Raw genomic sequence first — 24,091 nt, 5'->3', positions numbered from 1 at the left:
CTTCTGAGACGGCTACGGCCGCGCCGTCGGATCAATCCGCTGCGCCAGCTGCCGCGCCAGCACCGGATGCCTCGTCCTCCACGCTTCCGCAAGACCTATCGCCGTGGGGCATGTTCATGCAGGCCGACATCATTGTGAAGGCGGTGATGATCGGGCTTGCGTTTGCGTCGCTGGTGACGTGGACGATCTGGCTGGCGCGGGGGCTGGATCTGGCGGCTTCGCGGCGGCGTGCACAGAGCTGCTTGCGCAAGCTGGAGCGTGCTGACACTCTTGCGGCGGCACGGGCAGAGATTTCTGAGGGGTGGACCGGCAAGGGTCCGGTGTCTGATTTGATGGAGGCGGCGGAGAACGAATGCAGGCGCTCGAACGATCTGTCCTCTGAGGGCATCAAGGAGCGTCTGGCCATCGCGCTGTCGCGTATCGAGGCCAAGTCGGGGCGCGACATCGCCCGCGGCACGGGCTTGCTTGCGACGATCGGGGCCACCGCGCCGTTCGTCGGGTTGTTCGGCACGGTGTGGGGCATCATGAACTCCTTTATCGGCATCTCGCATTCCAAGACCACCAATCTTGCGGTGGTGGCGCCGGGCATCGCCGAAGCCTTGCTTGCGACCGCGCTCGGGCTCGTCGCCGCGATTCCGGCGGTGATCATCTACAACGTGTTCGCGCGTGCGCTTTCGAGCTACCGGGCGCTGCTGTCGGATGCCTCCGGCGAGATCATTCAGCACATCTCGCGCGACCTGGAACGTCAGGAGCGGGGGCTTGGACCGTCCGTGGTGCCGCTGTCGCGCGGCCGCTCCGCTGCGGAGTGAGCCCTCATGGCGGTATCTCTGAAGAACCCGCAGGACGGCGGCATCGACGAGCTGAGCGAAATCAACGTCACCCCGTTCATCGACGTGATGCTGGTGCTTTTGATCATCTTCATGGTGGCGGCGCCTTTATCGACGGTGGATATCGCGGTCGACCTGCCGGTGTCGAATGCACAGCCGCAGCCGCGTCCCGACAAGCCGGTATTTTTGACGGTGAAGCAGGATCTGACGCTGGCACTTGGCAACGACGAGGTGCCGCGCAATACCCTTCAGGCAACGCTCGATCAGCAGACCAGCAATGACCGCGAGCAGCGGGTGTTTCTGCGCGCCGACGGGACGGTGGCTTACAACGAACTGATGAAGGTGATGAACCTGTTGCGCGAGGCCGGCTATCTCAAGATCGCGCTGGTTGGGCTGGAGGATACCGGACAGGTGCAAGCAGGTAGCGTGGCCGCCGGTAGCAGCGCGCCAGCGGCGGCGACCAAGCCATGAGGATCGACTGGCACGATCCGGACGGGCGGCCGGAAGGCGCGGTGACCAGGGCCGCGGCGCTGCGCTGGACCGCGGCCGGGCTTGCGGTGGTCGCGGTGCACGCCGGCGGCATCTGGCTGGCGTTGCACTGGCCGGCGCAGGCCGAGACGCCGGGCGATCCGCCGGCCGCGATCATGATGGAGCTGGCGCCGCTGGCGGTGGCGCCGGAGGTGCCGCAGCAGGACATCGCGCCGGGGCCGCAGATGGAGGAGGCCGAGGAGGAGCAGCCCGAGCCGGAGAAGCCGGTCGAGGAGAAGCCAGATCCGACGCCGCCGGAAGTGAAGGAGGCCGAGCTCAAGCCGCCGCCGACGCCGAAGGTGGAGAAGGCGGAGGTGGTGCTGCCGGCCAAGACGGAGCCGCCGAAACCGAAGCCGAAGAAGAAAAAGAAGAAGGCGCCGCGCACCACCGCGCCGCAGAGTTCACAGGCGCAACGCGCCGATCGCGCCGCCGCGCCGGCGGAAGGTATGGCCTCGTCGATGTCGCCGAGCTCCTGGCGCGGCGCGCTGATGGCGCACCTCAACCGCCACAAGCGTTTCCCGTCCGGTGCGGCGGGTGCAGGTGTTGCGACGGTCGCGTTCACGATCGACCGCTCCGGCCGCGTGCTGTCGGCACGCCTGGTGCGCTCGGCCGGCGATGCCGCGCTCGACGCAGAAGCCGCCTCGCTGCCGCGCCGCGCCAGTCCCGTTCCCGCCCCGCCGCCCGATGTCGGCGGCGGTTCAATCACACTCGCCGTTCCAATCAGGTTTAGTCGATGATCTCAGAAAATCTCACACGAACACGTCTGTTCACCCTTGCCGCCGTCATCGCAATAACGATGACTGCGGCCCAGGCCCAGCAACCGGCGGTGCGCATTCTCCCGCTCCAGGTTCATCCTTCGCTTTGCACCGATTGAACTCAAAACCTTACTCCTTCCGCTGCGCAAACTTGCTGCGAAATTCCGGCTAGTAAGGTCGGTACATCACCGCTAAAGTGAGTTCTGTCTTATGCGGTCAAGCAGTGAGGCGGCGTCATGGAGCCGCCCGGCTTCATAAATGAGTTGCTCGATATCCATTGAGACCTCGATGCCCTCAGCGATAGCGCCGTTCTGGACACAGGCCTCGACGGCCTTGGCAATGCGTGTTACTGCCGAGTTTGCTGTGAATCTCGGCAGTGATGAGTTTGATCGCTGTCTCAATACTGGCCCGCTCCATCGGGTCCTCCGAAAAAATTGGACCCCTTACCGCTCTGCTGCCGCGGGAAGTCGAGCGAAACCTGGATGATCTAGTGGGGAAGAGCGGAGACGCTGGATCACGATATGATCGCAGGGGGCCTAAATATGGGGAGGTTGGGCTATTTCGCCGGCGAGTGCCGAGGCTTGGCAGGCGGCTTGCCGGCCATCAGATTTCGTAGCAGTTTGATGGGATCGGCGCCAATAGCCCGCACGATCACAACGAACTCGACGGCGTCGATTCGCCGCTCGCCCGCCCTCGTATTTGGCGACAAAGGACTGAGGCCGCTTCAAGCGGCGGGCCAGCTCATGCTGGGTCAGGCCGGCTTGCTTGCGGGCAGTCACCAACAGCAAGCTGATCCCGAGACGGGATTATCCCAAAAAATGATAATATTAACTTTGAAGTCCGATGCTGGACTGCCCCAACTGGACTTCGCCAGCAAGGCAAGCGAATTGCCAGCTCAATGATTAATCCTCGAATGATCGATCTGAGGCCCGAGACCGGGCAAGCTGAGCCGCTCGCGCGAACCTTTGCCCCTTCTGTGGTCCGATACATCAAGTTGGGGCGGGGAGGGCCGCAACCTGATCAGATTCTTGGCCGTGACGGCCTCTCGGCACGATAGGCGTGTTGCAGTTTTATGAGGCTCCACACGCTCGGACCAAAAAATTTTGCTGGACCTCTCGATCGCCGATGTCACGATAACTCGCCATGTTCAAATTTTTCTCGACGAAGATCAGCCGACCGCGGAGAAACTCCATGACATCGTTCGCCCGCTTCCCCGTGCTGGTTGCCTCGGTGATCGGCCTGGTCATCGGCTGCTCCGCCAGCCCATCCCTGGCCTGGTGGGACGGCGGCCACATGCAGATCGCCTACGTTGCTTACAAGCAGCTCGACCAGCCGGTCAAAAACAAGGTGGACATCCTGCTTCGGCTAAATCCGGACTATCCGAAATGGACGGCCGGCATCACGGACCGCAAGACCGCGAAGCTGTATGCATTCGTTCACGCCGCCACCTGGGCGGATGACATCAAAACCAAGGAATATAATTACACGCGCGATAAAGTCGACAGCCGACGGCTGGCCAGAACATCGGGTATGCCGACAGGAACCAGCATCCTTACTGGCACTTTAAGGACATCCACTTCTCGCCGGACGGGGTGGCGATGTCGGCGGCCGGCCTCCGTTGACCTGGTGACGCAGCTCAACCTGATGATGGCGGTGCTCCCGGCCGCCTCCGGCGCGTCGGACGATGTGAGATCGTATGATCTTGTCTGGATCCTTCACCTGGTCGGCGATGCGCATCAGCCACTGCACGGGATTGGCCGGTTCACCCAACAGATTCCGAATGGTGATGCAGGCGGCAACGCCGAGCAGGTCATTCCGGCGAATGGCAAGCCGATGGCGCTTCATGCCTGCTGGGACAGTATCTTCGGTGGCTACGTCTCGCCCGCGGGCGCCATCTTCGATGCCGAGGACAAGGAAGGGCTCGACAACCAGGATGTCAGTGATGCCGCGGCGAAGATCGCCGACCCGTTGAAGTGGATCGAGGAGAGCGCCGAAGTGGCCAAGGAATACGTTTACGTAGCCCCCGTGAGCCTAGGCAAAAACCCGGTGCTGCTGACCCGTGAAACGAACGCCCGCAATATTGCCTTGAGCCGGGCCGCGCTGGCGGCGGCCAGGCTTGCAAACCTGATCAACAATGCATTGCGTTGAATCCCGGCGAGTGGTCAATCGCGATCACGCCGCAGCAGTCACCTCGCGCCACGTCTGCATGGCCGAGGCTTGGAATGCCCGGTGTGTCTTCGCTGAGATAAGGTGACGCTGGACGTTGAAGGTGTTGTAGGAGGCGGCCTGGACGGACAGAAATCGTTGGGCTGATCCCGCGCTCTTGAACCGCTGCATCTTGCGCTCCCGTCGCCGGGTCGGGTGATGCGAGTTTTCCGCTCGGTTATTGTGTCATCGCCTGCGTTCATGGCGACGAGACAGTCCAAGCTCACGGGCGGCCGCGCCGTAGGATCGAAGATCGTCGGCCACAAGCTTGTCCAGAACAAAGGCCATTTTCTTGAGCAGTTTCCGCAGCAATTTCCGCTTGCACTGGACAACAACGTCGAGGACTTCGGCATCGACGGCGCGCCATAGATAGACCAACCGGCCATCGATCTTGATAAACACCTCATCGAGATGCCAAGTCGAATGATGCTTGGGCCTGCATCGTCGAAAGTCAGCTGCGATCGTCGGTCCGAAGTATCTCACCCAGCGGCGCACCGTCTCATAGGACACCATGATTCCGCGCTCAGCCAACAGGTCCTCGACATCCCGGAAGCTGAGGGTAAACCGAGCATAGAGCCAGACGGCCTGCTGAATAATCACGGGTGGGAAGCGATATCCTGCGTAGCTGATTTTGCTCATGATCGACACTGGTGGTCGCAGATCAGCGCCGGCAAGCTCAACAACGTGACAATGTCATCCTAACGCCTACGCAGGGCGCTAGGAAATATCTGGCAAGGCTGCCGATCTACCCCCTGATCGTTCGCACTAATCGGCAGCCTCCGATTAGCTTCCTATCAACGAGTAGCCGCTTGAACGCCCGCTAGCGCGGCTTGGAGCGCCACTTCTTTCGTATGATCGAGCGATGTTTTCAACACCGTTCCACCTTCACCTTTTAGACCTTCTAACACTTTGTCGGCGGTGACCTTACGTACCAATACGAAGAGCGCAGCAGTCCCAGGCTGAATTGCGGCGGCAGTTTCTTTCATCCATTTGTCGTTGATGCCGACATCCGTTAGATATCCGCTAAGTGAACCGGATGCTGCGCCAAGTGCAGCCCCTGCCAGCGGCATCAAGAAGATCAGGCCGATAAGTGTTCCCCAAAAAGCACCCGAAACCGCACCCGTAGTCGTAGTGTTGAGTAGCTGGTTGAGTTTGACACGGCCTTGAGCATCCTTCGCTGCGATCACCGCGTCGCCGAGCTCAATCAGATATTCCTTCTGCATCGTCAGCAATTTCTGACGAACCTCTTCAGCCTTTTCTTCCGTAGGAAACGCGATCACGACTAGATCACTCATGTTTAGGTTCCTTTTTGAGTCCAGTTTCCTTCGAGAACATCCACGATGGGCGGTTGCTTTGATCTAAGTCAAAGACGAGTGGCATGGTCTTTAGAAATGCATGGACTGGCGAGAAATACTTTGCCTTAAGCCTTATATGCAGGAAGGATGAACGAAATGCACAAGTTTCAGCGAGGCGTGGACCATAAGCTGCGGGTGCCCCAGCACGCTGACATTACAGGTTTCTGGACCGGCTGCTGCATTCTTAATTCTTGGTGAAACCGAGCTCGGTCTGTTTCGCTACCCTTTTCACGATCTTGCCGAACTCGCGGAAACTCTCGACAGATTTAAAGCGGTCCGGCTTCAGGATCAGTTTGGTTTCCAGATACTGCACGCGATCCTGCGGCGTTCCGTCGGCGTAGAGCGACTTTGACTTGGAAACACTCGCCGTGCGGCTAGCAGGCTGTTGAAAAAGGCCAGTCGCGGCCGAGCTGTGAGCATGATTCATTGGCTTTGAAGCGATTTGGATCTGATGGGTGCGCGGTGGTGACAATCTGACTGGCGAGTTGTTCAGCTACGTTGATCTGGAGGCGCGGGTTCGGCGCGATCACCCGCTTCGCGCCATCCGGGTAATTGTGAATGAAGCGCTTGTCGCTTTGGAGCGGGAGTTCGCGGCGCTGTATTCGCCACTCGGGCGGCCGTCGATCCCACCCGAGAAGTTGCTCAGGGCGATGCTGTTGCAGGCGTTCTACTCGATCCGCTCGGAGCGGTTGCCTATGGAGCGGCTGGAATACGACCTTCTGTTCCGCTGGTTCGTGGGCATCGGCGTCGACGATCCAGCCTGGGACCATTCGGTGTTCTCGAAGAACCGCGACCGGCTGCTTGAGGGCGACATCGCGGCCAAGTTCCTGAGTGCGGTGCTGGCCCAGCCCAAGGTGGAGAAGCTGCTGTCGAGCGATCACTTCTCGGTCGACGGCACGCTGATCGAGGCCTGGGCTTCGACGAAGAGCGTCAAACCGAAGGACGGCTCTGGCGAGCCGCCGGCCGGCGGCGTCGGGCGCAATGCCGAAGCCGACTTCCACGGCGAGAAGCGGACTAACGACACGCATGCTTCGACCACCGATCCGGACGCAAGGCTCTACAAGAAGGGCAAGGGCAAGGAGGCGAAGCTATGCTTCATGGGTCATGGGCTGATGGAGAACCGCCATGGCCTGTTGGTCGACGCCTGCCTGACGCTGGCCGGCGGACATGCCGAGCGGGTGGCGGCGTTGCACATGATCGAACCTCGCGCCGACCGGCCCCTGGCCATCACACTTGGCGCTGATAAGGCCTATGACACGGAGGACTTCGTCAACGAGTTGCGCGCGATGAAGGTGACGCCGCACGTGGCGCAGAACACAAGCGGCCGAAGCTCGGCGATCGACGGGCGCACGACGCGGCACACCGCGGCTATGCCATCAGCCAGCGTCTCCGCAAGCGCATTGAGGAAGCGTTCGGCTGGATCAAGATGGTTGCCCGCCAGGACAAGACCCGCTTCCGTGGCCGCGACCGCGTCGGATGGGCCTTCACCTTCGCAGCCGCCGCTTACAATCTGGTGCGATTGCCGAAGCTCATGGCGGTGCCAGCATGACCGCGCCGTCTCACGGCCACGCCAAACTGCTCGACGGCGGCTCAATCCAGATCGCATTCGCCTATCACAACGGCGATCAAGCCATCCTCAAAGCCAGACGAAACACTTCTTCAACAGCCTGCTAGGCGGTTCGGATGTCGACCGAGGACATTCCATCGTCTAGATCTTACTTGTAACGTTAAGTGATCATCTCGATAAAGATGGCAGGGCTTGCGAGATCTGGGTCTCTGGTAGCTTCAGGAGCCCGCTGAAGGGCGTGTTTAGTTCAGCAATGAGAAACAAAGCGCCCGCTGCTGACAATGCAAAGAGAGCTACGAAGACCATTACAGTCGGATTGATGACTCCGAGAATGCTGTAGCTTGCGAAGATGACGGCGAGCCAGAAAATAAGAAGTACCAGAAAAGGTACTGGAAGCGTGCTGCCCGAGTCGGTGTACAAGTGTAGGCGAGCCTGAGCGCCGCGGCTTATGACGTCGTCGATCTGCTTCCTGAACTGGCGTTGCTGCTCGGTCGCATTTGGCAGTTGATAGATAGTAGCCGAGAAGCGCTTCCATGCGTCCGACGCCACGAATGCGTGATGTCCCAGCTTGCTTGCCGGAGCCCAAATGTTATTTGCCAGTGCTGCGGATTGCTGCCGCAAGGCTTCCCTCGCTCCGTCGGCCAGCGGGCCGTATTCGGAAAACAATTGGTCAAGCAAAACCAGATCGGATGATATCTGATTTAGCTGGGATGCGGTTGAATCATAAGAAATCTTTGCCGTCGAGATCAGCAGACCAAGAATGAGAGCTGCCAGTGTTGAGAGCAATCCCACGCCTGACTTGATAACACTGATGGCTTGATCGTTGAGATGATGCTCCGGAAGGCGGTCGCGCAGCCATGAACCGACAGCGACCCCGCTGACCATTGCTGCGAGTGAGACGATCAATAACCACACGGATTCGCTCACGCGGCGTGCCTTCCAGAGTTGTTAGCGAGTCAGCTCGCGATCAAACAGTTTTGGAACTATATCATCGAAGGGCTTTTAGGGCATGCCTGGGCTGCGACGCCCACGTCCGTCAAGACTGCAGCGGAACTGATCGGGTTCGTCCAGAAAGAGCCGACGTCTCTTCGAAATTCCCACTAATTCCCCCTTTCCGAGACTAGGGCTTGGACCCTCACGCCAAACAGGATCAGTGCACGCACGAGATTTGTTGACATGAGGTATCAAAGTTCAGCGCAGTGTTGATAAACTCGGCTACGTCACTTGTAATGTTGATGACACGGTTGGGTGGTCACGCTAGATCTACTGCAAAGCGTTTGAGATCGGCGAGCGAGCAATGTGTCAGCGCACCACTCATGAGTGGCGCGCAAGACCACTCGCGGTGCTCGGTTTGCTTGGAATGCTTCCTGCCAGCGGGGTGCACATAAGCACCAACGGTCTCCGGGTTTCAGGCCTGGGAAACCGAACTCCGGTAATGGAGTCGAAAGATCGTTGCCGCGCGATACAGAAAAATCGAGAAACGCTGCAGTTACGACGACGCAGACCGTGTGACTGCCATTGTCTTCTGGTCCAGTGTCGCAGCAGCCGTCCCGATAAAACCCCGTCATCGGCCTGATCGAACAAAGTTGAAACGGCTCGCCGAGCACGTTCCGACTTGTACGGCGGTGAGGGCCGCCCCCACTATCCTGATCGTCCCTTAGCATTGCCGCACCTTGCCTTCATCCCAGCATCTGGCACCGGAAAAGCGGGCGCCGATGGCAATGTATGGACTAAGCGTGTCGAACCGAGAACTGATTTCTGCAAACGGGGTTGCGTTCGAAACGAAGACATGACCGCCCATTGACGAAAGCTCCACAAAGCCCACGAGGGGAAGCAGGCGTCCGTGGGATAGAGACCTGTCTGATCGCAGCGGCACCGGGAAAGGTCGGGAATCATCGAAAGATCGTCAAAAAGCTCATGGGGCGGGCCGAGTGCCTGTCCCTACCGTAAACCATATCCGGCTGGTAGTTGGTTGAGAATCGGGTGATGCTGTTGCGTGATGTTGGACCTGTGCAGACTGATCTGGCGGATGTTCACGGATCTTTTCCGGTCGCGAGCTATGCTTGAGGCCGAGATTTTGGTATTGAGGCAACAAATCAATGTGCTTCGGCGAGGGGCGCCTCGCAAGCTTGCTTTCAGCCTAATTGACCGACTGATTTTCATTGGTCTTTATCGGTTGTTCCCTCAGACCTGTCGTGCGCTTGCGATCGTTAAGCCGGACACTGTTATAAGTTGGCACCGCGCGGGCTTCCGATCGTCTTGGCGCTGGAAATCGCGACGCCGCTGCGGCCGACCAACGGTGCCGTTGGAAATTCACCGGCTGATCCGCGAGATGAGCCTCGCCAACCCGTTGTGGGGAGCGCCGAGAATCCATGGTGAGCTTCTCAAGCTTGGCATCGAGATCGGCCAGACCAGCGTCGCCAAGTATATGGCGCGGAGGAGGGCCCCTCCGTCACAAGGATGGAAGGCGTTCCTTCGTAACCATGCTGGCGGTATCGCGGTGATGGACCTGTTCGTGGTGCCGACAATCTCGTTCCGACTGCTCTATGGGTCGCTGATCATGGGCCATGGCCGGCGGCAGATCCTGTGGTTTGGAGTGACCGCGCATCCGACGGCCGAATGGATCGCCAATCAGCTCACTCAAGCGTGTGGCTGGGAACAAATTTCTCGTTACCTGATCCGGGATCGAGACGGCGCATACGGCGAAATATTCATGCGTCGGGTTCGGTCCATCGGCATTCGAGATCGCCCGACGTCTCCTCGCTCACCCTGGCAAAATGCATACGCCGAACGGCTGATCGGATCAATCCGCAGGGAATGCCTTGATCATGTTGTTGTCTTCGGCGAGCGGCATCTTCGTCATGTGCTGCTCTCGTACATGAGCTACTACAACGGCACGCGCACCCATTTGTCATTGAACAAGATCGCGCCGATATCGTCATGTGCTGCAGTCGATGCGTCGGTATCGCGCGCCGTCGACCGCGCTGGGCACATTCTTTGTCGTTCAATTCTCGGCGGATTGGAATATGTCCGGATTTGATTTGCGGCAGGCACAGGGGCCGGAGAATGCGATTTTCTCCAGAACCTTCGTACCATCGCGATCCGTACGGTTTCGAATTCTATCGAGTTATCAAGTCTCCTCCGCGGGGCCGTTTCGAATCCGTCTCCCTCAACGGAGGGGAACGGCTGGCGAAGTTTAGGGCGTTAACGCAGCCCAGGTTGATCGCCCGACAAGGGCGCTCTTCCTGGCAATATGCCGCACTAGCCGCCGCCGTCGGTTACAGGATCTTATTCTGAAATCGTCTGGACGACGCTGGACACCGGCCGGGAGCTTACGGTCGGCAACTTCGCGTCTTTCAAGAGCTCTTCGTCGTATTGCGGCAGGGTCTGTACCGGAGCCTTGGAGCGCATCGCCACGACCTTGTATCCGCCGGCTTTCAACCGCTTCAGGAGCTCAGGCAAGGCTTCGGCCGTGTGCTTGTGGAAATCATGCATCAGGATGATGCCCTTGCCGAGCTTGTCGAGCTTCCTCATCGTCACATCAATAACGGCTTGCGCATTGCGTGCCTTGAAGTCGAAGGAGTCGAGATCGCAGGAGAATATCGCGATGTTGCGCTCGCCGAGATAGGCCACCACTTCCGGCGGATGCTGCAGTGCTGGGAAGCGGAAGAACGGGGCCGGCGAAACACCGCCCAAGGCCCACTTCACTGCACTGAAGCCTTTTTCGATCTCCTGCTTGCGCTGAGCCTCCGTGAGTTTCTTATTGGTGAGGGTGGCGTGTGACCATGTGTGAGATCCGACGGTGTGCCCGGCTGCGTAAACCTGCTTCAGGATTTCCGGGTGGTAGGTCGCGTGCTTGCCAATCGAGAAAAAAATGCCGGTCGTGCATTCATCCGCCAGTGCCTTGAGGACGGCAGGTGTATTGAGCGGCCATGGGCCGTCGTCAAACGTCAGGACCACTTCCTTGTCGCGCAGGAAATCGAGCTGCTTGAAATGCTCGAAGCCAAATCCAGGGCCGCCTGTCGTGTCGATCTCGACTGTGCGTGCGACGCCGAGCGCGCTCGGATTGTTGCAAGCGGCTCTTGCCGGTTGCGCAGTGGGGAGAGGTGGGGGCGGCAGAACGATTGCCTTTGCAGGGCTGGGATCTGTGACGGGAACGGAAGTGATCGCAGGCACGCGGGCCGAGGCGGCAGTGTGATCCGGCGCGGCACTCGGTACGCTACTGGCGCGCAGAGTTGGAAACTTCAACCATACTGCGCCAACGGCACTCACAGCGATTGCGCCTGCTAGGATTAGCCCCGTTGCTATGCGCATCGTCCTTTTCCCCAAAATCAGTTGTTTCGGGCCATACCAGCGAAATCCTCACCGGGAAAAGACAACGGCAACGGATTGCTGGCAGCAACGCGTCTCAATGCCGAAGGATATAGGATTATTCTCAATTTCTTGCTCAGACTTAATCAAGCTTACGTGACGATGGTCAAGCTAATGGCCCGCATGATTCGTCTGACATCACCCAGTAGAGATCGTTGAGGGTGCGAGGCACGCCGGCGAGCTTCAGAAAAGCGAACAGCCATTGAAACAATTCGTGGTCTCGCACGACGGTCTGGCACAATATTGCCGTGCCATCCACGCAGCGGTCAGTATGTGAGAAATGCCGAGCCCCTGTGATCTGTATCCTCAAGGCACAACTCTCTCGCCAAAACCTTAGCGTGAGGTTTGAGATCAGGGCGTCGGCGCGTAGCGTGTGAAATGTCGTTGCCTAGTTGAACGCGTAACTGCTTGACTTTTACCTGCAATGGGAGAGCCGTCCATAGAGGCAATAACTCTGCTGCGATATCCCGGCTTTCCCGCACGCCACAGCCGCTGTCTTGCCCTGCGACATCAAAACTGCGGTCTGGCGAAGCACTATGACAATTGCTCCGAGCTAAACCGCTTCGTCGGCATCTGAAAAGCTCCTTTGCCAAGCCAACTCTCTCACATCGCTTGGTCCAAAAAAGCCCAGTCAGGTCACCGTCGCTGCGTCGTTTCCACAATCGTGTCGATCGATTCCAGAAAACCTACAGTGCAGCAACGACAGGGGGCGCATAAAGGGAACTTGCATGGTCTCCGCACAAACACCAACTGATTATGTTGTAGAAGACACAATCGCTCCGGGAGCGAGAGCGTGGCCAGCCGACGGGTAAACCAAGATCTCCCCGTGATTGCGCGCTTTGAGGTGCGCCATCGCAACTACCTCGCGCCAGATGGCTCGATAACCCGGCCGCTCCCCGCTTTCGCATCCGATCCCAACCTGCTCATCGCGCTCTACAGGGCAATGGTGCTACTGCGCCTCTTCGACAAAAAGGCTGTTGCATTGCAGCGCACCGGCCGGCTTGGGACTTATGCCGTTTCGCTCGGCCAGGAGGCCGTATCAGTTGGGACAGCCAGTGCGATGCGGGAAGAAGACGTGCTGTTGCCCTCCTATCGCGACAATGGCGCGTTGGTTTGGCGCGGCGTCAAGCTTGAAGAGATCCTGCTGTTCTGGGGCGGGGACGAACGAGGCAATTGTTTCTCGGGACCGGTCCACGATTTTCCACTCTGCGTTCCCGTGGGATCTCAGGCGCCTCATGCCGCCGGCGTCGCCTATGCCTTCAGGCTGCGCAAGGAGCCGCGTGTCGCCGTGTGCCTGTTCGGCGATGGCGCCACCTCGAAAGGCGACGTCTACGAAGCGATGAATTTTGCAGGCGTGCACAAATTGCCCGTCGTGTTCGTTGCCACCAACAATCAATGGGCTATATCGGTGCCGCTGCGACTGCAGACCGCTTCCGAAACACTGGCGCAGAAAGCTATCGCCGCAGGATTCAGTGGCGAGCAGGTCGACGGCAGCGACGTAGTGGCGATGCGCGCCGCGGTCGAAGAGGCCATTGCCGCAGCCCGTTGCGGCAATGGCCCCCACTTCATCGAGGCGGTCACCTACCGCCTCGGCGACCATACGACCTCCGATGACGCTTCACGCTATCGTTCGGCTGACGAAGTCCAGGCTCATTGGAAGGAAGAGCCGATTGCCCGCTTGAGGGCTTATCTTGTGGGTCAAAAAATGTGGGGCAAAGCAGACGAAGAACGGCTCGCCACCGAATGCCATGAGCGCGTCGAGGCGGCTGTCGAGCGCTATCTGGCAATGGCACCACGCCGGCCGGAAACCATGTTCGATCATCTCTATGCCGATCTGCCCGAGGTCTATGCCGCGCAGCGCCGTGAACTCGCGGGAGAGCACGATGCCTGAGGTAACGCTGGTGGAAGCCGTCAACCTGGCGCTCGGACGCGCGATGGAGGACGATCCCGATGTGGTCGTGCTTGGCGAAGACGTTGGCGTCAACGGAGGCGTCTTCCGCGCGACTGCGGGCCTGCAGAAGCGCTTTGGAGCGGGGCGCGTCCTTGATACGCCGCTTGCTGAACTGCTGATCAGCGGGCTCTGCGTCGGCATGGCGGCGCAGCGGCTAAAGCCCGTCGGCGAGATCCAGTTTATGGGGTTTATCTATCCCTGCCTGGATCAACTGGTGAATCACGCATCCCGAATGCGTAACCGCACCCGGGGACGGCTCACCTGTCCGATGGTTCTGCGCACGCCGCACGGGGCCGGCATTCGTGCGCCCGAGCATCATTCCGAAAGCACCGAGGCGATGCTCGCCCATATTCCCGGCTTGCGCGTTGTCATCCCCTCTTCGCCGGAACGCGCCTATGGACTTCTCCTCGCCGCGATCCGCGATCCCGATCCGGTGGTGTTTCTGGAGCCAACGCGCTTGTACCGCACGGCGAAAGGCGAGGTGCGGGACGATGGCGAAGCCTTGCAGCTGGATCGTGCCTTCGTCCTGAGGGAGGGGCACGACATCACGCTGATCAGTTGGGGCGCGGCGGTAAAAGAGACCGTGGCCGCGGCCGATGCGCTCTCCGCCGAAGGCATCGCTGCCGAGGTCATCGATATTGCCACGCTCAGGCCCTATGATGAAGGCACCGTGCTCAGATCGATCGCGAAGACCGGACGTTGCCTCATCGTGCACGAGGCGGCACGCACCGGCGGATTCGGAGCCGAGATCGCAGCCTTTATAGCCGAGCGTGGCCTGTCCTCGCTGCTCGCGCCTGTAACCCGCGTCACCGGCTACGACACCGTCATTCCGATGGCACGCCTCGAGCAATACTATATACCTTCGGTCGAACGCATCGTCACAGGGGCACGCAAGGTGTGCCAGTTCAGCTGAATCTCAACGGACTTTGTCCTATGCGCCAGTTCATGCTGCCGGATCTAGGAGAAGGTCTCGAAGAGGCGGAGATCGTCGCCTGGTATGTCAACGAAGGCGATCACGTCGTCACCGATCAACCGCTCGTTTCCGTCGAGACCGACAAGGCGGTCGTTGAGATTCCCTCGCCGTCGAGCGGACGCATCGCTCACGTGTTTGGCACCAAGGGAGATATCGTGAAAGTCGGCATGCCGCTGATCGAATTCGCCGAAGGCGCCGAACAGGACACTGGCACAATTGTCGGCGAACTCGGCGGCGGCGAACATCCGCCTCCGGCGGGAATCTCCTCCGGGTGGACGACCGGGCAACAGCAGCCTCAGGTGTTTCCGGCCGTGCGCGCGCTCGCGCGCAGGCTCAATGTCGATCTTGAGAGCGTCGAGGCCACAGGACCCGAAGGCACCGTCACACGGGCCGATGTCGAGCGGGCTGCGAAGGGTATGCTCCAAATCGGCTGCGCCGAACCCGTGCGAGGCATGCGGCGCGCGATGGCCCAACGCATGGCTGCGTCCCATGCGCAAATCGTCCCCGCCACCGTAACTGATGAAGCCGATATCGACGATTGGCCGACGGGCGAGGATGTGACGATCCGCCTAGTCCGGGCCGTCGCTGCCGCCTGCAAGGCAGAGTCCGCGCTCAATGCCTGGTATGATTCCGGCACGGGAGAACGGCGCCTCATCGCGCGCGTCGATCTCGGCATCGCCGTCGATACCGAGGGCGGCCTCATCGTTCCCGTGTTGCGCAATGTCGCAGAGCGCAGCGTATCGGACTTGCGGGCCGGCCTCGACCGCCTGCGGGCTGACGCAATCGCGCGCTCGATACCCCTTGAAGAGCTGCGCGACGCGACCATTACGCTGTCGAATTTCGGGATGATCGGCGGCCGGTTTGCCAATCTGATCGTCGTGCCACCGCAGGTCGCAATCATAGGAGCCGGACGGATTTCCCAGCAGGCAGTTGCGCATCGGGGGCAGCCTGCGGTGAGACGTGTGCTGCCGTTGTCGCTCACCTTCGACCATCGCATCGTGACCGGCGGCGAGGCTGCACGCTTCCTGGTCGCACTCAAGTCCACGCTTGAGCTGATGTCGTGAACCACCTGTTTTACGCGTGCTCGCAAGGTGCGTGTACCGAAAACCCTATCCGAGTTGATGACGTGATGGAATCGCTTAAGCTGACGGAATGATCGGGCTGCTTTGTTTCGCTCTGGCCGTCTTGGCCTCGCCATTCAAGTCGAAGTTGCGGCTTGAAGCTGAGAACGCGGTGCTTCGACAGGGAGCTGCGCGCGCTGATCCGGCAGATGAGCATCGAAAATCAGCTTTGGCGCGCGCCGCGTATCCATGGTGAACTGCTCAAGCTCGGGATTGAGGTCGCTCAATTGTTGAGCGACCCTATCTGCTCTCAAAGGCTTCTCACTCGATGAATGTCAAAATTATCTCGCCGCCGCTGGATACGACGCAACTGCTCGAAAAATGCTCTAGCGATCACGGAATGAGGATTGCGGCAAACGCCATAGCGAAGGGAAGCAACCCAAGACCGATCACGCCCGTAGTATAAGCGACCTGACTATCGAGTAGTGGTTTATGACGCATGGCCAACCCTCCTCGCAGCCCGACCACCGACCCTCCGCGTCCGTGCGGTCGGGGCAACCGTCTAGCTGCTGAAGCATGCACCCACCGAAGCAATTGCGCCAGTCCTTTTGGAGTCGCAGCTTGGAGTCGCAGCGTGTTTCAAAAGTGTGCCGGTAGAAATTCCCCGGCTGATCCGCGAGACAAGCATCGCCAATCCGTTGTGGGGAGCGCCGAGAATCCATGGTGAGCTTCTCAAGTTGGCATCGAGATTGGCCAGACCCGTGTGGCCAAGTCTATGGCGCGGAGGAGGGCCCCTACGTCGCAGGGTTGGAAAACGTCCATTCGTAACCACGCTGACGGGATCGCCGTCTTCGGATCATGCTTCAAGATAAAACCAGGTCACAGCTGTTCTTGAAGGATCGGCGCACCGAGTTCATCGAAACGAAAGAGCTGAAAGACCCGCTGGCCGTTGAGGTCGAGCACTCTCAAATCATCGGTCTCGTGCAGACCGCTCTCGACAGCTTGAAAATGCCCGCCGTAGCGCTGCCTAGCGAGCGACACTGGAACATCAAAGGCGACGAACTTGCCAATCCCTTTGTGCTTGAGCTCCTCGAGAAGCTTCGGAGCGTGCAAGGACTCGTGCGACGTGAGAATGAGCAGCGGACCGCTCGCCGTAAGCAGCAAAAGCGATTTCATCGGCCTCTCCTTCGCGGTTGGACTGAATTCACGCGTGATATCCAGTCTGGTTGGACAGTCTCGCCGACGCTCCCAATATAAGCCAGTTCATCGTTTATAACGATTCCGGGGCGGACATGTGCGACGCCGTCGCGACAACCAGCGATCAATACGGCGGTTTCTTGCGTTGTCGCTGCATCTTTGCCGCTTCCACCCACCACATCAGATCGTCGGCAAAGCGCGGAAACGCCCTTTCGAGAGCCTCTCCACCCGCACCCAGCGGAGCGCCATCAGCCGCGAGGGTCTGTGCAATGGGACCGACCGCGATCGTGCTTGAAACCACCACCATGCCCATCTCGGAAAGTGTGCCGTGCCACGCGATTGCGGCGCGTGCACCGGAGAAGCGTCCTGCCGAATAGCTTGCGATCGCAGCGGGACGCCAAAACCACTCCTCGAGAAAATGATCTGTCAGGTTTTTCAGTCCCGGCTGGATACCCCAATTATATTCGCCGGTGACGAATACGAAGCCATCGGCATCGCGAATCTTTCCGGCCAACCGGTGGAGCTGCTCGGGCGCTGCTCCCGATGGAAATTCCTTATACATTCTGTCGAGCATCGGAAGGTTGACCGCCTTGGCGTCGATCAGCTCGACGACTTCGCCGCGGCGCCGCAACCGTTCAACGACGAATTCGGCGAGGCGGATACCCATCCGATCAGAACGATAAGAACCGTAAAAAACCAGGATGTGATTGCTCATTGCAGCACCGCATGGATGCTCTGTCCCGCTTTCCCTATCAGGAGCGGCATGTCGGACTTGGCCAATGAGACGCGGAAGAGGATCCCGCGCACATCTACCGAGCGCACGAGACGTATGTGCTCGGGCTGGAGCACGATGCCGCTAAGGAGGTGCCGCAGGAATGCTTCGTCCGCACTCATACCGGAATTGTACCACGCGCTTTCGAGCCGTGCAGAGTCGAACCGCAGCCGCAATCCGCCGCACCCCGCGACGCAATCTGAACCCCAAAGATGAGCTTTGGATGGTGCGCCGCAAACCAACACCGCTAGCTCGTTGAGGAGCGGGGGGGGGGGCATGAACGACTAGGGACGAGGAGGGCCGAGGGGTGCGCAGTCCCTAGTGCGTAACCCTACGGAAAGATGTCGCTGCGGCCGGGCTTGGCGTACTTGATGTTATCGTCGCCGCTGTGTGAAGGCACGGCTTGAACGGCGAGGTCAGGACGGCCAAAGCGAAACAGAGCAGCCCGATCATTCCATCAGCTTAGGCGATTCCGTCACATCATCAACTCGGATGAGGTTTTCGGCACACACACGGATCTGCTTGTACAGCGTCGGCTTGTCGGCTGCCTGGAGTTTGTCGCGATCTGTGGAGGGACTCATACCACGAGCCTTCGCACGGCTGCGTTGAATGTGTCGCGCGCTTTCTGGTGGAGCCGGTGGCGCCCACCTTCGACGACTTTGTCTCCTCCCGCCCAGACACAAGCGATGGCACCCGCATTTGCTGCGAAAATCCAGCCGTCGAGGACGGCATCCCTGCTGCGCCCGGCGAGCGACGGATGCATGGTGTCGAGGGTCACGATGTCCGCGCGTGCGCCTGCCTGGAGTCCGACGGTCGGCTGCGCGAGCGCCTGTGCGCCGCCCTCTAGCACGGTGTCGAGTAGTGCCCGACCGGTGGAGGTGCCCGGACCGTCAGACAACACATTGCGCCTCCAGTGCTTTAACCGCTGGCCATATTCGAGCTGACGCAGTTCGTCGGCGACGCCGACCAGTATATTGGAATCTGTGCCGACGCCGAACCGGCCGCCCGCATCAAGGTACTCGCGGGCTGGAAAAATGCCGTCGCCGAGGCTCGCCTCGGTAACCGGACAGAGCCCGGCGACTGCGCTGCTCTTGGCAAGCGAGGCGATTTCTGTCGCGGTCATATGGGTCGCATGGATAAGGCACCAGCGCTGATCGATGGGTGCATGTTCGAGCAGCCATTCAACCGGCCGCCGGCCCGACCAGGCGATGCATTCCTCGACTTCCTTGATCTGTTCGGCGGCATGGATATGAACCGGACAGGCTTCGGCCAGTTGCACGATTGCAGCTAATTCGTCCGGCGTCACGGCCCGCAGGCTGTGCGGAGCGATACCGACATTGGCTCCGGGCAATGCGCGGACGGCCATCCGTGTGGCGGCAGTCAGCTTGGCGAACTGGTCGATCGAGCAGATGAACCGGCGCTGGCCGGCATGTGGTACGGCTCCACCAAAGGAGCTGTGCGCGTAGAAACTCGGCAGCAGTGTGAGCCCGATGCCGGTGATCTCGGCGGCTCGCGCAATTCGAGTCGCCATCTCGGCAGGGTTGGCGTAGGGCCTGCCGTCGTGGTCGTGATGGAGATAGTGGAACTCCCCGACGCGCGTATACCCCTGCTCGAGCATCTCGACATAGAGCAATGTTGCGACGGCTTCGATGTCTTCGGGAGTCATGTCCAGCGCGAACCGATACATCGTCTGGCGCCACGTCCAGAACGTATCCGCAGTATTGCCGCGCGTTTCGGCGAGCCCAGCCATGCCACGCTGGAATACGTGACTGTGTAAGCTCGCTATTCCCGGGATTGCCAGCTGGTGGCGTTCATCGTGGGTTCCCGGCGCCGTGCCGATCGTAACCTTGGTGATGGTCCCGTCCGTCACGACCACCTGCACGTCATCCTCCCACCCGGAGGGAAGCAGTGCTGATGCGAAATGCAGCGCGGACATGTTTCCAAACCGGTGGACAGAGCATCGACACGATCATATGTATGGACATATCGACCCTCAAGCTTCTACCGTTGAGGGAGCTGCATGGCCGAGCGCTTCGATCGTGTCTGGCACAATGCACGGCTCGTCACCGTTCGGGCGGATCTACCCGATCTTGGTGTGATCGAGCGGGGCGTGATCGCGGCGCGCGATGGCCGCATCGTCTTCGCGGGCGAGCGTTCCAACTTTTCGCCGGATGCCGATGCCGCTGACCGGATCGATTGCGCGGGGCGGTGGATCACGCCTGGGCTGGTCGATTGTCATACCCACTTGGTTTTCGGCGGAAACCGTGCGCACGAGTTCGAGCTGCGGCTACTGGGAGCAAGCTACGAAGAGATCGCGCGTGCGGGCGGCGGTATCGTCTCGACGGTCGCTGCGACGCGGGCCTCCAGCGAGGCTGAACTCGTTGCCAGCGCGCTGCCAAGGCTCGACGCTCTGATCGGCGAGGGCGTGACGACGGTAGAGATCAAATCCGGCTATGGGCTCAACACCGAAACCGAGATGCGACAGCTGTCAGCTGCACGTGCGGTAGGCCGCAGCCGGCCGGTCACCATCCGGACGACGTTTCTTGGTGCACACGCACTGCCTCCAGAAGCCGATGGCGACAAAGATCGATACATCGACCTTGTTTGCCGCGAAATGCTGCCGGCAGTGGCGCAGGCCGGGTTAGCCGACGCAGTCGATGCCTTCATGGAAGGCATAGCTTTTTCGGGAGATCAAACGGCGCGGGTATTCCGTGCGGCAAAGGCGCTTGGACTGCCGGTCAAGTTGCATGCGGATCAACTGTCGAACCTCGGCGGAGCGGCGCTTGCTTCGGAATTTTCCGCTTTGTCTGCCGATCATCTGGAGTACACAAATCACGCCAGCGTCGCGGCCATGGCGCGGGCCGGTACGGTGGCAGTCCTTCTGCCGGGCGCGTTCTATTTCATTCGCGAGACGACGAAGCCACCGGTCGAACTGTTCCGCGCTCACGGCGTGAACATGGCGCTGGCCACCGACTGCAATCCCGGCAGCTCGCCGCTCACGTCGCTTCTGCTGGCCATGAATATGGGCGCGACGCTCTTCCGGATGACCGTTGCCGAATGTCTTGCCGGCGTGACGCGGGAAGCCGCGCGTGCGCTGGGTCTCCTCGGTGAGACCGGTACGCTCGAGGCCGGCAAATGGTGCGATCTCGCGATTTGGGATATCGACCGGCCGGCCGAGCTGATCTACCGGATGGGCTTCAACCCGTTGCACAGCCGGGTATGGATGGGACGATGAGCGACCGCGCATCCATTGTTGTTTCGCCCGGAAGGGTCAGCCTCGACGATCTGGCGCAAGTGCTTGCGGGCGCGGCCGTCGTACTCGATACATCATTCTGGCCGCGCGTCGAGGCAGCATCGGCTATTGTTTTAGAGGCCGCGGGTGCGGAAGCTCCGGCATACGGCATCAATACAGGGTTCGGAAAACTGGCGTCGAAACGCATTCCGCCCGACCAGACGGCGCTGCTGCAGCGCAATCTCATTGTATCGCATTGCTGCGGGGTAGGACCTCCTACGCCCGAAGCGATTGTTCGCCTGATGATGGCGCTGAAGATCGTCGCATTGGGGCGAGGCGCTTCGGGGGTGCGCCGCGATGTCATCGAGCAACTCCAGGCCATGCTGGCGCGAGGCGTTTATCCGCTCGTGCCGCAGCAGGGATCGGTGGGAGCGTCTGGTGATCTGGCCCCCCTTGCGCATATGACGGCTGTCATGATCGGCGAAGGTCAGGCCCTGGTCGGTGGCGAGCTTGTACCTGGCCTCGACGCGCTCGCCGCCGCCGATCTCACGCCCTTGACCCTCGGACCGAAGGAAGGCCTCGCTCTGATCAACGGTACGCAGTTTTCGACGGCCTATGCCATTTCCGGCTTGTTGCGCGCCCATGGCTTGGCCTGCGCGACGCTGGTGACAGGTGCTCTGTCGGTCGATGCGGCCATGGCTTCTACGGCCCCGTTTCGCCCGGAGATCCAAGAACTGCGAGGGCATGCAGGCCAAATTGCAGCCGGCGCGGTCCTGACCGAGTTGCTGGCAGGGAGCGATATTCGCAACTCGCATCTCGAAGGCGACGAGCGCGTGCAGGATCCTTATTGCCTGCGCTGTCAGCCGCAGGTGGCCGGCGCTGTGCTTGACCTGCTGATGCAAGCCGCCCGCACGTTGACGATCGAAGCCAACGCCGTCACCGACAATCCGCTGGTGCTGGTCGAGACCGGAGAGATCGTCTCGGGAGGAAATTTTCACGCTGAGCCGGTCGCATTTGCCTCCGACCAGATTGCGCTGGCATTATCGGAGATCGGTGCGATCAGCGAGCGACGCATCGCCACGCTCATTGATCCCGCGCTGAATTTCGGGCTGCCGCCGTTCCTGACCCCCGAGCCGGGCATCAACTCCGGCCTCATGATTGCCGAGGTGACGGCGGCCGCGCTCTATGCCGAGAACAAGCAACGCGCCTCGGCCTGCTCGATCGATTCGACTCCGACCAGTGCCAACCAGGAAGATCACGTGTCGATGGCTGCGCATGCTGCGCGCCGATTGTCGGATATGGCGGACAATCTTGCCACCATACTCGGCATTGAATTGCTGGTTGCGGCGCAAGGCATCGGGCAGCGTTGGCCGCATTCGACCAGCCCTGCGCTTGCGGCTGTTATTGCAGTGTTGCGCGAGCAGGTGCCGGTGCTTGGTGCCGATCGCTACATGGCCGACGATCTCGCCAAGGCAACGGTGCTGGTCGCAGCCGGCGCATTGCCGGCCGCCGCGATTTCGGTACTCGAGAAGAACCCGTTTCCAATACTTGCCGGGTAAGGTCATTTGTGATGAACCGCCGACTGGACAACGACCGTACGATCCGATCGCCGCACGGGTCCGAGATCAGCGCCAAGAGCTGGCTAACGGAAGCGCCGCTCCGAATGCTGATGAACAATCTCGATCCGGACGTTGCCGAACGGCCGAGCGAACTTGTCGTCTATGGCGGGATTGGTCGTGCAGCCCGCGACTGGGACAGTTTCGATCGGATCGTTGCCGCGCTGCGCAAGCTCGAAGGCGACCAGACGCTGGTCGTCCAGTCGGGCAAGCCGGTCGGAATTTTCCGCACTCATGCCGATGCGCCGCGCGTGCTGATCGCGAATTCGAACCTGGTGCCGCACTGGGCCACGCTCAATCACTTCAATGAACTGGACAGGCTCGGGCTGATGATGTTTGGGCAGATGACGGCCGGATCGTGGATCTACATCGGCAGCCAGGGCATCGTACAGGGGACGTATGAAACGTTTGTCGAGGTGGGGCGACGCCATTACGGCGGCAGCCTCGCGGGCAGGTGGATCCTGACGGCGGGTCTCGGCGGTATGGGCGGCGCCCAACCACTTGCCGCGACGATGGCCGGTGCGTCGATGCTTGCGATCGAATGCCAGCCGAGCCGCATCGAGAGGCGGTTGCGCTCGGGTTACCTCGACCGTCAAGCAGGCACGCTTGATGAGGCGCTCGCGATCATTGTGCAGGCGGCGCAGAGCAAGAAACCGGTCTCGGTCGGCCTGCTCGGCAATGCCGCAGATATTTTTCCCGAGCTGGTTCGCCGCGGGGTAAGACCCGACATTGTCACCGACCAGACGAGCGCGCACGATCCGATCAACGGTTACCTGCCGAAGGGCTGGACGCTCGCCGAGTGGGAGTTCAGGCGTGAGGCCGATCCGAAAGCGGTCGAAGCGGCAGCCAAGACCTCCATGGTCGACCACGTCCAGGCCATGCTGGATTTTCACGCCCAGGATATTCCCACGTTCGACTATGGCAACAACATTCGACAGATGGCGAAGGACATGGGGTTGAAGAACGCATTCGATTTCCCCGGCTTCGTCCCGGCCTACATCCGTCCACTGTTCTGCCGAGGCATAGGACCATTCCGGTGGGCGGCTCTCTCGGGAGATCCCGAAGATATCTTCCGGACCGACGCCAGGGTTAAGGACCTGATGCCGGACGACAAGCATCTTCACAACTGGCTCGACATGGCCAGAGCACGGGTCAAGTTCCAGGGGCTACCAGCGCGGATCTGTTGGGCCGGCCTTGGCGATCGCCACCGGCTGGGTCTGGCGTTCAATGAAATGGTGGCGAGCGGCGAGCTGAAGGCGCCGATCGTCATCGGTCGCGATCATCTCGATGGCGGTTCGGTGGCGAGCCCGAACCGTGAAACCGAAGCGATGCGCGACGGCTCGGATGCGGTGTCCGACTGGCCGCTGCTCAATGCGTTACTCAACTGTGCCAGCGGAGCCACGTGGGTCTCGCTGCATCACGGCGGGGGCGTCGGAATCGGCTATTCGCAGCACGCCGGCATGGTGATTGTCGCCGACGGAACTCCGGAAGCTGCGCGCCGCATCGAGAGGGTGCTTTGGAACGATCCAGCGACGGGAGTTATGCGTCATGCCGACGCGGGCTACGAAAGTGCGATTGCATGTGCCCATGCCAACGGGCTCGATCTGCCCAGTCTGACGATGTAGCGGCGGACGCCGTGCTCGAGATTTTCGGGGGATGCGAGGCTCTGAATCCAGCCAGC

22 protein-coding genes and 3 pseudogenes are annotated in these 24,091 nt (G+C 60.5%); 13 read left to right on the top strand and 12 right to left on the bottom strand.

The features are described from left to right. The first annotated feature begins 116 nt into the window (after positions 1 to 116). The 3 genes from exbB to ACZ5IL_RS19250 are packed head-to-tail and all read left to right on the top strand — an operon-like array spanning position 117 to position 2,092. Positions 117 to 809 (top strand): tonB-system energizer ExbB, encoded by a 693-nt coding sequence (gene exbB, locus ACZ5IL_RS19260; RefSeq protein ID WP_464593998.1) that lies wholly within the window; start codon positions 117 to 119, stop codon positions 807 to 809. Between the two features lie 6 nt (positions 810 to 815). After that, entirely contained in the window at positions 816 to 1,298 is a 483-nt protein-coding gene (gene exbD, locus ACZ5IL_RS19255) for a TonB system transport protein ExbD (RefSeq protein WP_464593996.1), read from the top strand. Continuing rightward, positions 1,295 to 2,092 (top strand): energy transducer TonB family protein, encoded by a 798-nt coding sequence (locus ACZ5IL_RS19250; RefSeq protein WP_464593994.1) that lies wholly within the window; start codon positions 1,295 to 1,297, stop codon positions 2,090 to 2,092. The genes exbD and ACZ5IL_RS19250 overlap by 4 nt, the downstream gene beginning before the upstream one ends. A gap of 574 nt (positions 2,093 to 2,666) precedes the next feature. Here ACZ5IL_RS19250 and ACZ5IL_RS19245 read toward each other — a convergent pair. After that, positions 2,667 to 2,904 (bottom strand): annotated as a pseudogene (locus ACZ5IL_RS19245) (helix-turn-helix domain-containing protein). Between the two features lie 397 nt (positions 2,905 to 3,301). Here ACZ5IL_RS19245 and ACZ5IL_RS19240 point away from each other — a divergent pair. After that, the gene (locus ACZ5IL_RS19240) at positions 3,302 to 4,258 is read left to right on the top strand and encodes a S1/P1 nuclease (RefSeq protein ID WP_464593992.1); all 957 of its coding nucleotides are present in this window, start codon (positions 3,302 to 3,304) and stop codon (positions 4,256 to 4,258) included. A gap of 24 nt (positions 4,259 to 4,282) precedes the next feature. On the opposite strand, the pseudogene ACZ5IL_RS19235 reads toward ACZ5IL_RS19240, so the two are convergent. The 3 genes and pseudogenes from ACZ5IL_RS19235 to ACZ5IL_RS19225 all read right to left on the bottom strand — a co-directional run bounded on the left by ACZ5IL_RS19235 (position 4,283) and on the right by ACZ5IL_RS19225 (position 6,097). Then, positions 4,283 to 4,954, bottom strand: a pseudogene (locus tag ACZ5IL_RS19235) (IS6 family transposase). A 155-nt stretch (positions 4,955 to 5,109) separates the two neighbouring features. Continuing rightward, positions 5,110 to 5,610, bottom strand: coding sequence for a DUF1269 domain-containing protein (locus ACZ5IL_RS19230; RefSeq protein ID WP_309774722.1), 501 nt, complete (start codon positions 5,608 to 5,610; stop codon positions 5,110 to 5,112). A gap of 244 nt (positions 5,611 to 5,854) precedes the next feature. Beyond that, the gene (locus tag ACZ5IL_RS19225) at positions 5,855 to 6,097 is read right to left on the bottom strand and encodes a hypothetical protein (RefSeq protein WP_464593990.1); all 243 of its coding nucleotides are present in this window, start codon (positions 6,095 to 6,097) and stop codon (positions 5,855 to 5,857) included. A gap of 28 nt (positions 6,098 to 6,125) precedes the next feature. Between ACZ5IL_RS19225 and ACZ5IL_RS19220 the strand changes: the two are divergent. Together ACZ5IL_RS19220 and ACZ5IL_RS19215 are read left to right on the top strand one after the other, a co-directional pair. After that, a pseudogene (locus tag ACZ5IL_RS19220) lies at positions 6,126 to 7,219 on the top strand (IS5 family transposase). Continuing rightward, positions 7,216 to 7,344, top strand: coding sequence for a hypothetical protein (locus ACZ5IL_RS19215; RefSeq protein WP_464593988.1), 129 nt, complete (start codon positions 7,216 to 7,218; stop codon positions 7,342 to 7,344). The pseudogene ACZ5IL_RS19220 and the gene ACZ5IL_RS19215 overlap by 4 nt, the downstream one beginning before the upstream one ends. A 61-nt stretch (positions 7,345 to 7,405) precedes the next feature. On the opposite strand, the gene ACZ5IL_RS19210 is transcribed toward ACZ5IL_RS19215, so the two are convergent. Together ACZ5IL_RS19210 and ACZ5IL_RS19205 are read right to left on the bottom strand one after the other, a co-directional pair. Then, positions 7,406 to 8,122, bottom strand: a complete 717-nt coding sequence (locus tag ACZ5IL_RS19210) for a bestrophin-like domain (RefSeq protein ID WP_464596946.1) — start codon at positions 8,120 to 8,122, stop codon at positions 7,406 to 7,408. Positions 8,123 to 8,457: 335 nt separating this feature from the next. Continuing rightward, a complete protein-coding gene (locus ACZ5IL_RS19205) occupies positions 8,458 to 8,805 on the bottom strand; it encodes a DUF2237 family protein (RefSeq protein ID WP_464596945.1) in 348 nt (115 codons plus the stop codon). A 731-nt stretch (positions 8,806 to 9,536) separates the two neighbouring features. Between ACZ5IL_RS19205 and ACZ5IL_RS19200 the strand changes: the two genes are divergently transcribed. Beyond that, positions 9,537 to 10,277, top strand: a complete 741-nt coding sequence (locus tag ACZ5IL_RS19200) for an integrase core domain-containing protein (RefSeq protein ID WP_464593986.1) — start codon at positions 9,537 to 9,539, stop codon at positions 10,275 to 10,277. A 248-nt stretch (positions 10,278 to 10,525) separates the two neighbouring features. On the opposite strand, the gene ACZ5IL_RS19195 is transcribed toward ACZ5IL_RS19200, so the two are convergent. Continuing rightward, positions 10,526 to 11,551, bottom strand: a complete 1,026-nt coding sequence (locus tag ACZ5IL_RS19195) for a polysaccharide deacetylase family protein (RefSeq protein WP_464593984.1) — start codon at positions 11,549 to 11,551, stop codon at positions 10,526 to 10,528. 883 nt (positions 11,552 to 12,434) lie between these two features. Between ACZ5IL_RS19195 and pdhA the strand changes: the two genes are divergently transcribed. The 3 genes from pdhA to ACZ5IL_RS19180 are packed head-to-tail and all read left to right on the top strand — an operon-like array spanning position 12,435 to position 15,596. After that, positions 12,435 to 13,499 (top strand): pyruvate dehydrogenase (acetyl-transferring) E1 component subunit alpha, encoded by a 1,065-nt coding sequence (pdhA, locus tag ACZ5IL_RS19190; RefSeq protein ID WP_464593982.1) that lies wholly within the window; start codon positions 12,435 to 12,437, stop codon positions 13,497 to 13,499. Then, a complete protein-coding gene (locus ACZ5IL_RS19185; protein ID WP_464593980.1) occupies positions 13,492 to 14,472 on the top strand; it encodes an alpha-ketoacid dehydrogenase subunit beta in 981 nt (326 codons plus the stop codon). The genes pdhA and ACZ5IL_RS19185 overlap by 8 nt, the downstream gene beginning before the upstream one ends. 20 nt (positions 14,473 to 14,492) lie before the next feature. Further along, positions 14,493 to 15,596, top strand: a complete 1,104-nt coding sequence (locus ACZ5IL_RS19180) for a dihydrolipoamide acetyltransferase family protein (RefSeq protein WP_464593978.1) — start codon at positions 14,493 to 14,495, stop codon at positions 15,594 to 15,596. Positions 15,597 to 15,730: 134 nt separating this feature from the next. Here ACZ5IL_RS19180 and ACZ5IL_RS19175 read toward each other — a convergent pair whose 3' ends face one another. The 5 genes from ACZ5IL_RS19175 to ACZ5IL_RS19155 all read right to left on the bottom strand — a co-directional run bounded on the left by ACZ5IL_RS19175 (position 15,731) and on the right by ACZ5IL_RS19155 (position 19,498). After that, positions 15,731 to 15,880 carry a hypothetical protein gene (locus tag ACZ5IL_RS19175; RefSeq protein ID WP_464593976.1) on the bottom strand — a complete coding sequence of 50 codons (150 nt, stop codon included), beginning with the start codon at positions 15,878 to 15,880 and terminating at the stop codon, positions 15,731 to 15,733. Between the two features lie 592 nt (positions 15,881 to 16,472). Further along, positions 16,473 to 16,769 (bottom strand): cytosolic protein, encoded by a 297-nt coding sequence (locus tag ACZ5IL_RS19170; RefSeq protein WP_464593974.1) that lies wholly within the window; start codon positions 16,767 to 16,769, stop codon positions 16,473 to 16,475. Between the two features lie 145 nt (positions 16,770 to 16,914). Further along, positions 16,915 to 17,505 (bottom strand): NADPH-dependent FMN reductase, encoded by a 591-nt coding sequence (locus ACZ5IL_RS19165; protein ID WP_464593972.1) that lies wholly within the window; start codon positions 17,503 to 17,505, stop codon positions 16,915 to 16,917. Beyond that, the gene (locus tag ACZ5IL_RS19160) at positions 17,502 to 17,684 is read right to left on the bottom strand and encodes a KH domain-containing protein (protein ID WP_464593970.1); all 183 of its coding nucleotides are present in this window, start codon (positions 17,682 to 17,684) and stop codon (positions 17,502 to 17,504) included. Before ACZ5IL_RS19160 ends, ACZ5IL_RS19165 begins: the two co-directional genes overlap by 4 nt. A gap of 455 nt (positions 17,685 to 18,139) precedes the next feature. Beyond that, positions 18,140 to 19,498, bottom strand: a complete 1,359-nt coding sequence (locus ACZ5IL_RS19155; protein ID WP_464593968.1) for a formimidoylglutamate deiminase — start codon at positions 19,496 to 19,498, stop codon at positions 18,140 to 18,142. Positions 19,499 to 19,582: 84 nt separating this feature from the next. On the opposite strand from ACZ5IL_RS19155, the gene hutI reads away from it, so the two are divergent. The 3 genes from hutI to hutU are packed head-to-tail and all read left to right on the top strand — an operon-like array spanning position 19,583 to position 24,035. Then, a complete protein-coding gene (gene hutI, locus ACZ5IL_RS19150) occupies positions 19,583 to 20,797 on the top strand; it encodes an imidazolonepropionase (protein ID WP_464593967.1) in 1,215 nt (404 codons plus the stop codon). After that, positions 20,794 to 22,353, top strand: coding sequence for a histidine ammonia-lyase (gene hutH, locus ACZ5IL_RS19145; protein WP_464593965.1), 1,560 nt, complete (start codon positions 20,794 to 20,796; stop codon positions 22,351 to 22,353). Before hutI ends, hutH begins: the two co-directional genes overlap by 4 nt. Positions 22,354 to 22,364: 11 nt before the next feature. After that, positions 22,365 to 24,035: a urocanate hydratase gene (hutU, locus tag ACZ5IL_RS19140; RefSeq protein ID WP_464593963.1), complete on the top strand. Its 1,671-nt coding sequence runs from the start codon at positions 22,365 to 22,367 to the stop codon at positions 24,033 to 24,035. Positions 24,036 to 24,091: the final 56 nt, after the last annotated feature.

It is taken from the genome of Nitrobacter sp. CN101 (assembly GCF_055390255.1).
The sequence above is the reverse complement of the archived record's forward strand: the minus strand, read 5'-3'. Positions and strand labels throughout refer to the sequence as shown.

Bases quoted from the DNA above. Each gene is read 5' to 3' on its own strand.
- exbB (WP_464593998.1), top strand. From the start codon at position 117: ATGCAGGCCGACATCATTGTGAAGGCGGTGATGATCGGGCTTGCGTTT.
- exbD (WP_464593996.1), top strand. From the start codon at position 816: ATGGCGGTATCTCTGAAGAACCCGCAGGACGGCGGCATCGACGAGCTG.
- ACZ5IL_RS19250 (WP_464593994.1), top strand. From the start codon at position 1,295: ATGAGGATCGACTGGCACGATCCGGACGGGCGGCCGGAAGGCGCGGTG.
- ACZ5IL_RS19240 (WP_464593992.1), top strand. From the start codon at position 3,302: ATGACATCGTTCGCCCGCTTCCCCGTGCTGGTTGCCTCGGTGATCGGC.
- ACZ5IL_RS19230 (WP_309774722.1), bottom strand. From the start codon at position 5,610: ATGAGTGATCTAGTCGTGATCGCGTTTCCTACGGAAGAAAAGGCTGAA.
- ACZ5IL_RS19225 (WP_464593990.1), bottom strand. From the start codon at position 6,097: ATGAATCATGCTCACAGCTCGGCCGCGACTGGCCTTTTTCAACAGCCT.
- ACZ5IL_RS19215 (WP_464593988.1), top strand. From the start codon at position 7,216: ATGACCGCGCCGTCTCACGGCCACGCCAAACTGCTCGACGGCGGCTCA.
- ACZ5IL_RS19210 (WP_464596946.1), bottom strand. From the start codon at position 8,122: ATGGTCAGCGGGGTCGCTGTCGGTTCATGGCTGCGCGACCGCCTTCCG.
- ACZ5IL_RS19205 (WP_464596945.1), bottom strand. From the start codon at position 8,805: ATGACGGGGTTTTATCGGGACGGCTGCTGCGACACTGGACCAGAAGAC.
- ACZ5IL_RS19195 (WP_464593984.1), bottom strand. From the start codon at position 11,551: ATGCGCATAGCAACGGGGCTAATCCTAGCAGGCGCAATCGCTGTGAGT.
- ACZ5IL_RS19185 (WP_464593980.1), top strand. From the start codon at position 13,492: ATGCCTGAGGTAACGCTGGTGGAAGCCGTCAACCTGGCGCTCGGACGC.
- ACZ5IL_RS19180 (WP_464593978.1), top strand. From the start codon at position 14,493: ATGCGCCAGTTCATGCTGCCGGATCTAGGAGAAGGTCTCGAAGAGGCG.
- ACZ5IL_RS19170 (WP_464593974.1), bottom strand. From the start codon at position 16,769: ATGAAATCGCTTTTGCTGCTTACGGCGAGCGGTCCGCTGCTCATTCTC.
- ACZ5IL_RS19165 (WP_464593972.1), bottom strand. From the start codon at position 17,505: ATGAGCAATCACATCCTGGTTTTTTACGGTTCTTATCGTTCTGATCGG.
- ACZ5IL_RS19160 (WP_464593970.1), bottom strand. From the start codon at position 17,684: ATGAGTGCGGACGAAGCATTCCTGCGGCACCTCCTTAGCGGCATCGTG.
- ACZ5IL_RS19155 (WP_464593968.1), bottom strand. From the start codon at position 19,498: ATGTCCGCGCTGCATTTCGCATCAGCACTGCTTCCCTCCGGGTGGGAG.
- hutI (WP_464593967.1), top strand. From the start codon at position 19,583: ATGGCCGAGCGCTTCGATCGTGTCTGGCACAATGCACGGCTCGTCACC.
- hutH (WP_464593965.1), top strand. From the start codon at position 20,794: ATGAGCGACCGCGCATCCATTGTTGTTTCGCCCGGAAGGGTCAGCCTC.
- hutU (WP_464593963.1), top strand. From the start codon at position 22,365: ATGAACCGCCGACTGGACAACGACCGTACGATCCGATCGCCGCACGGG.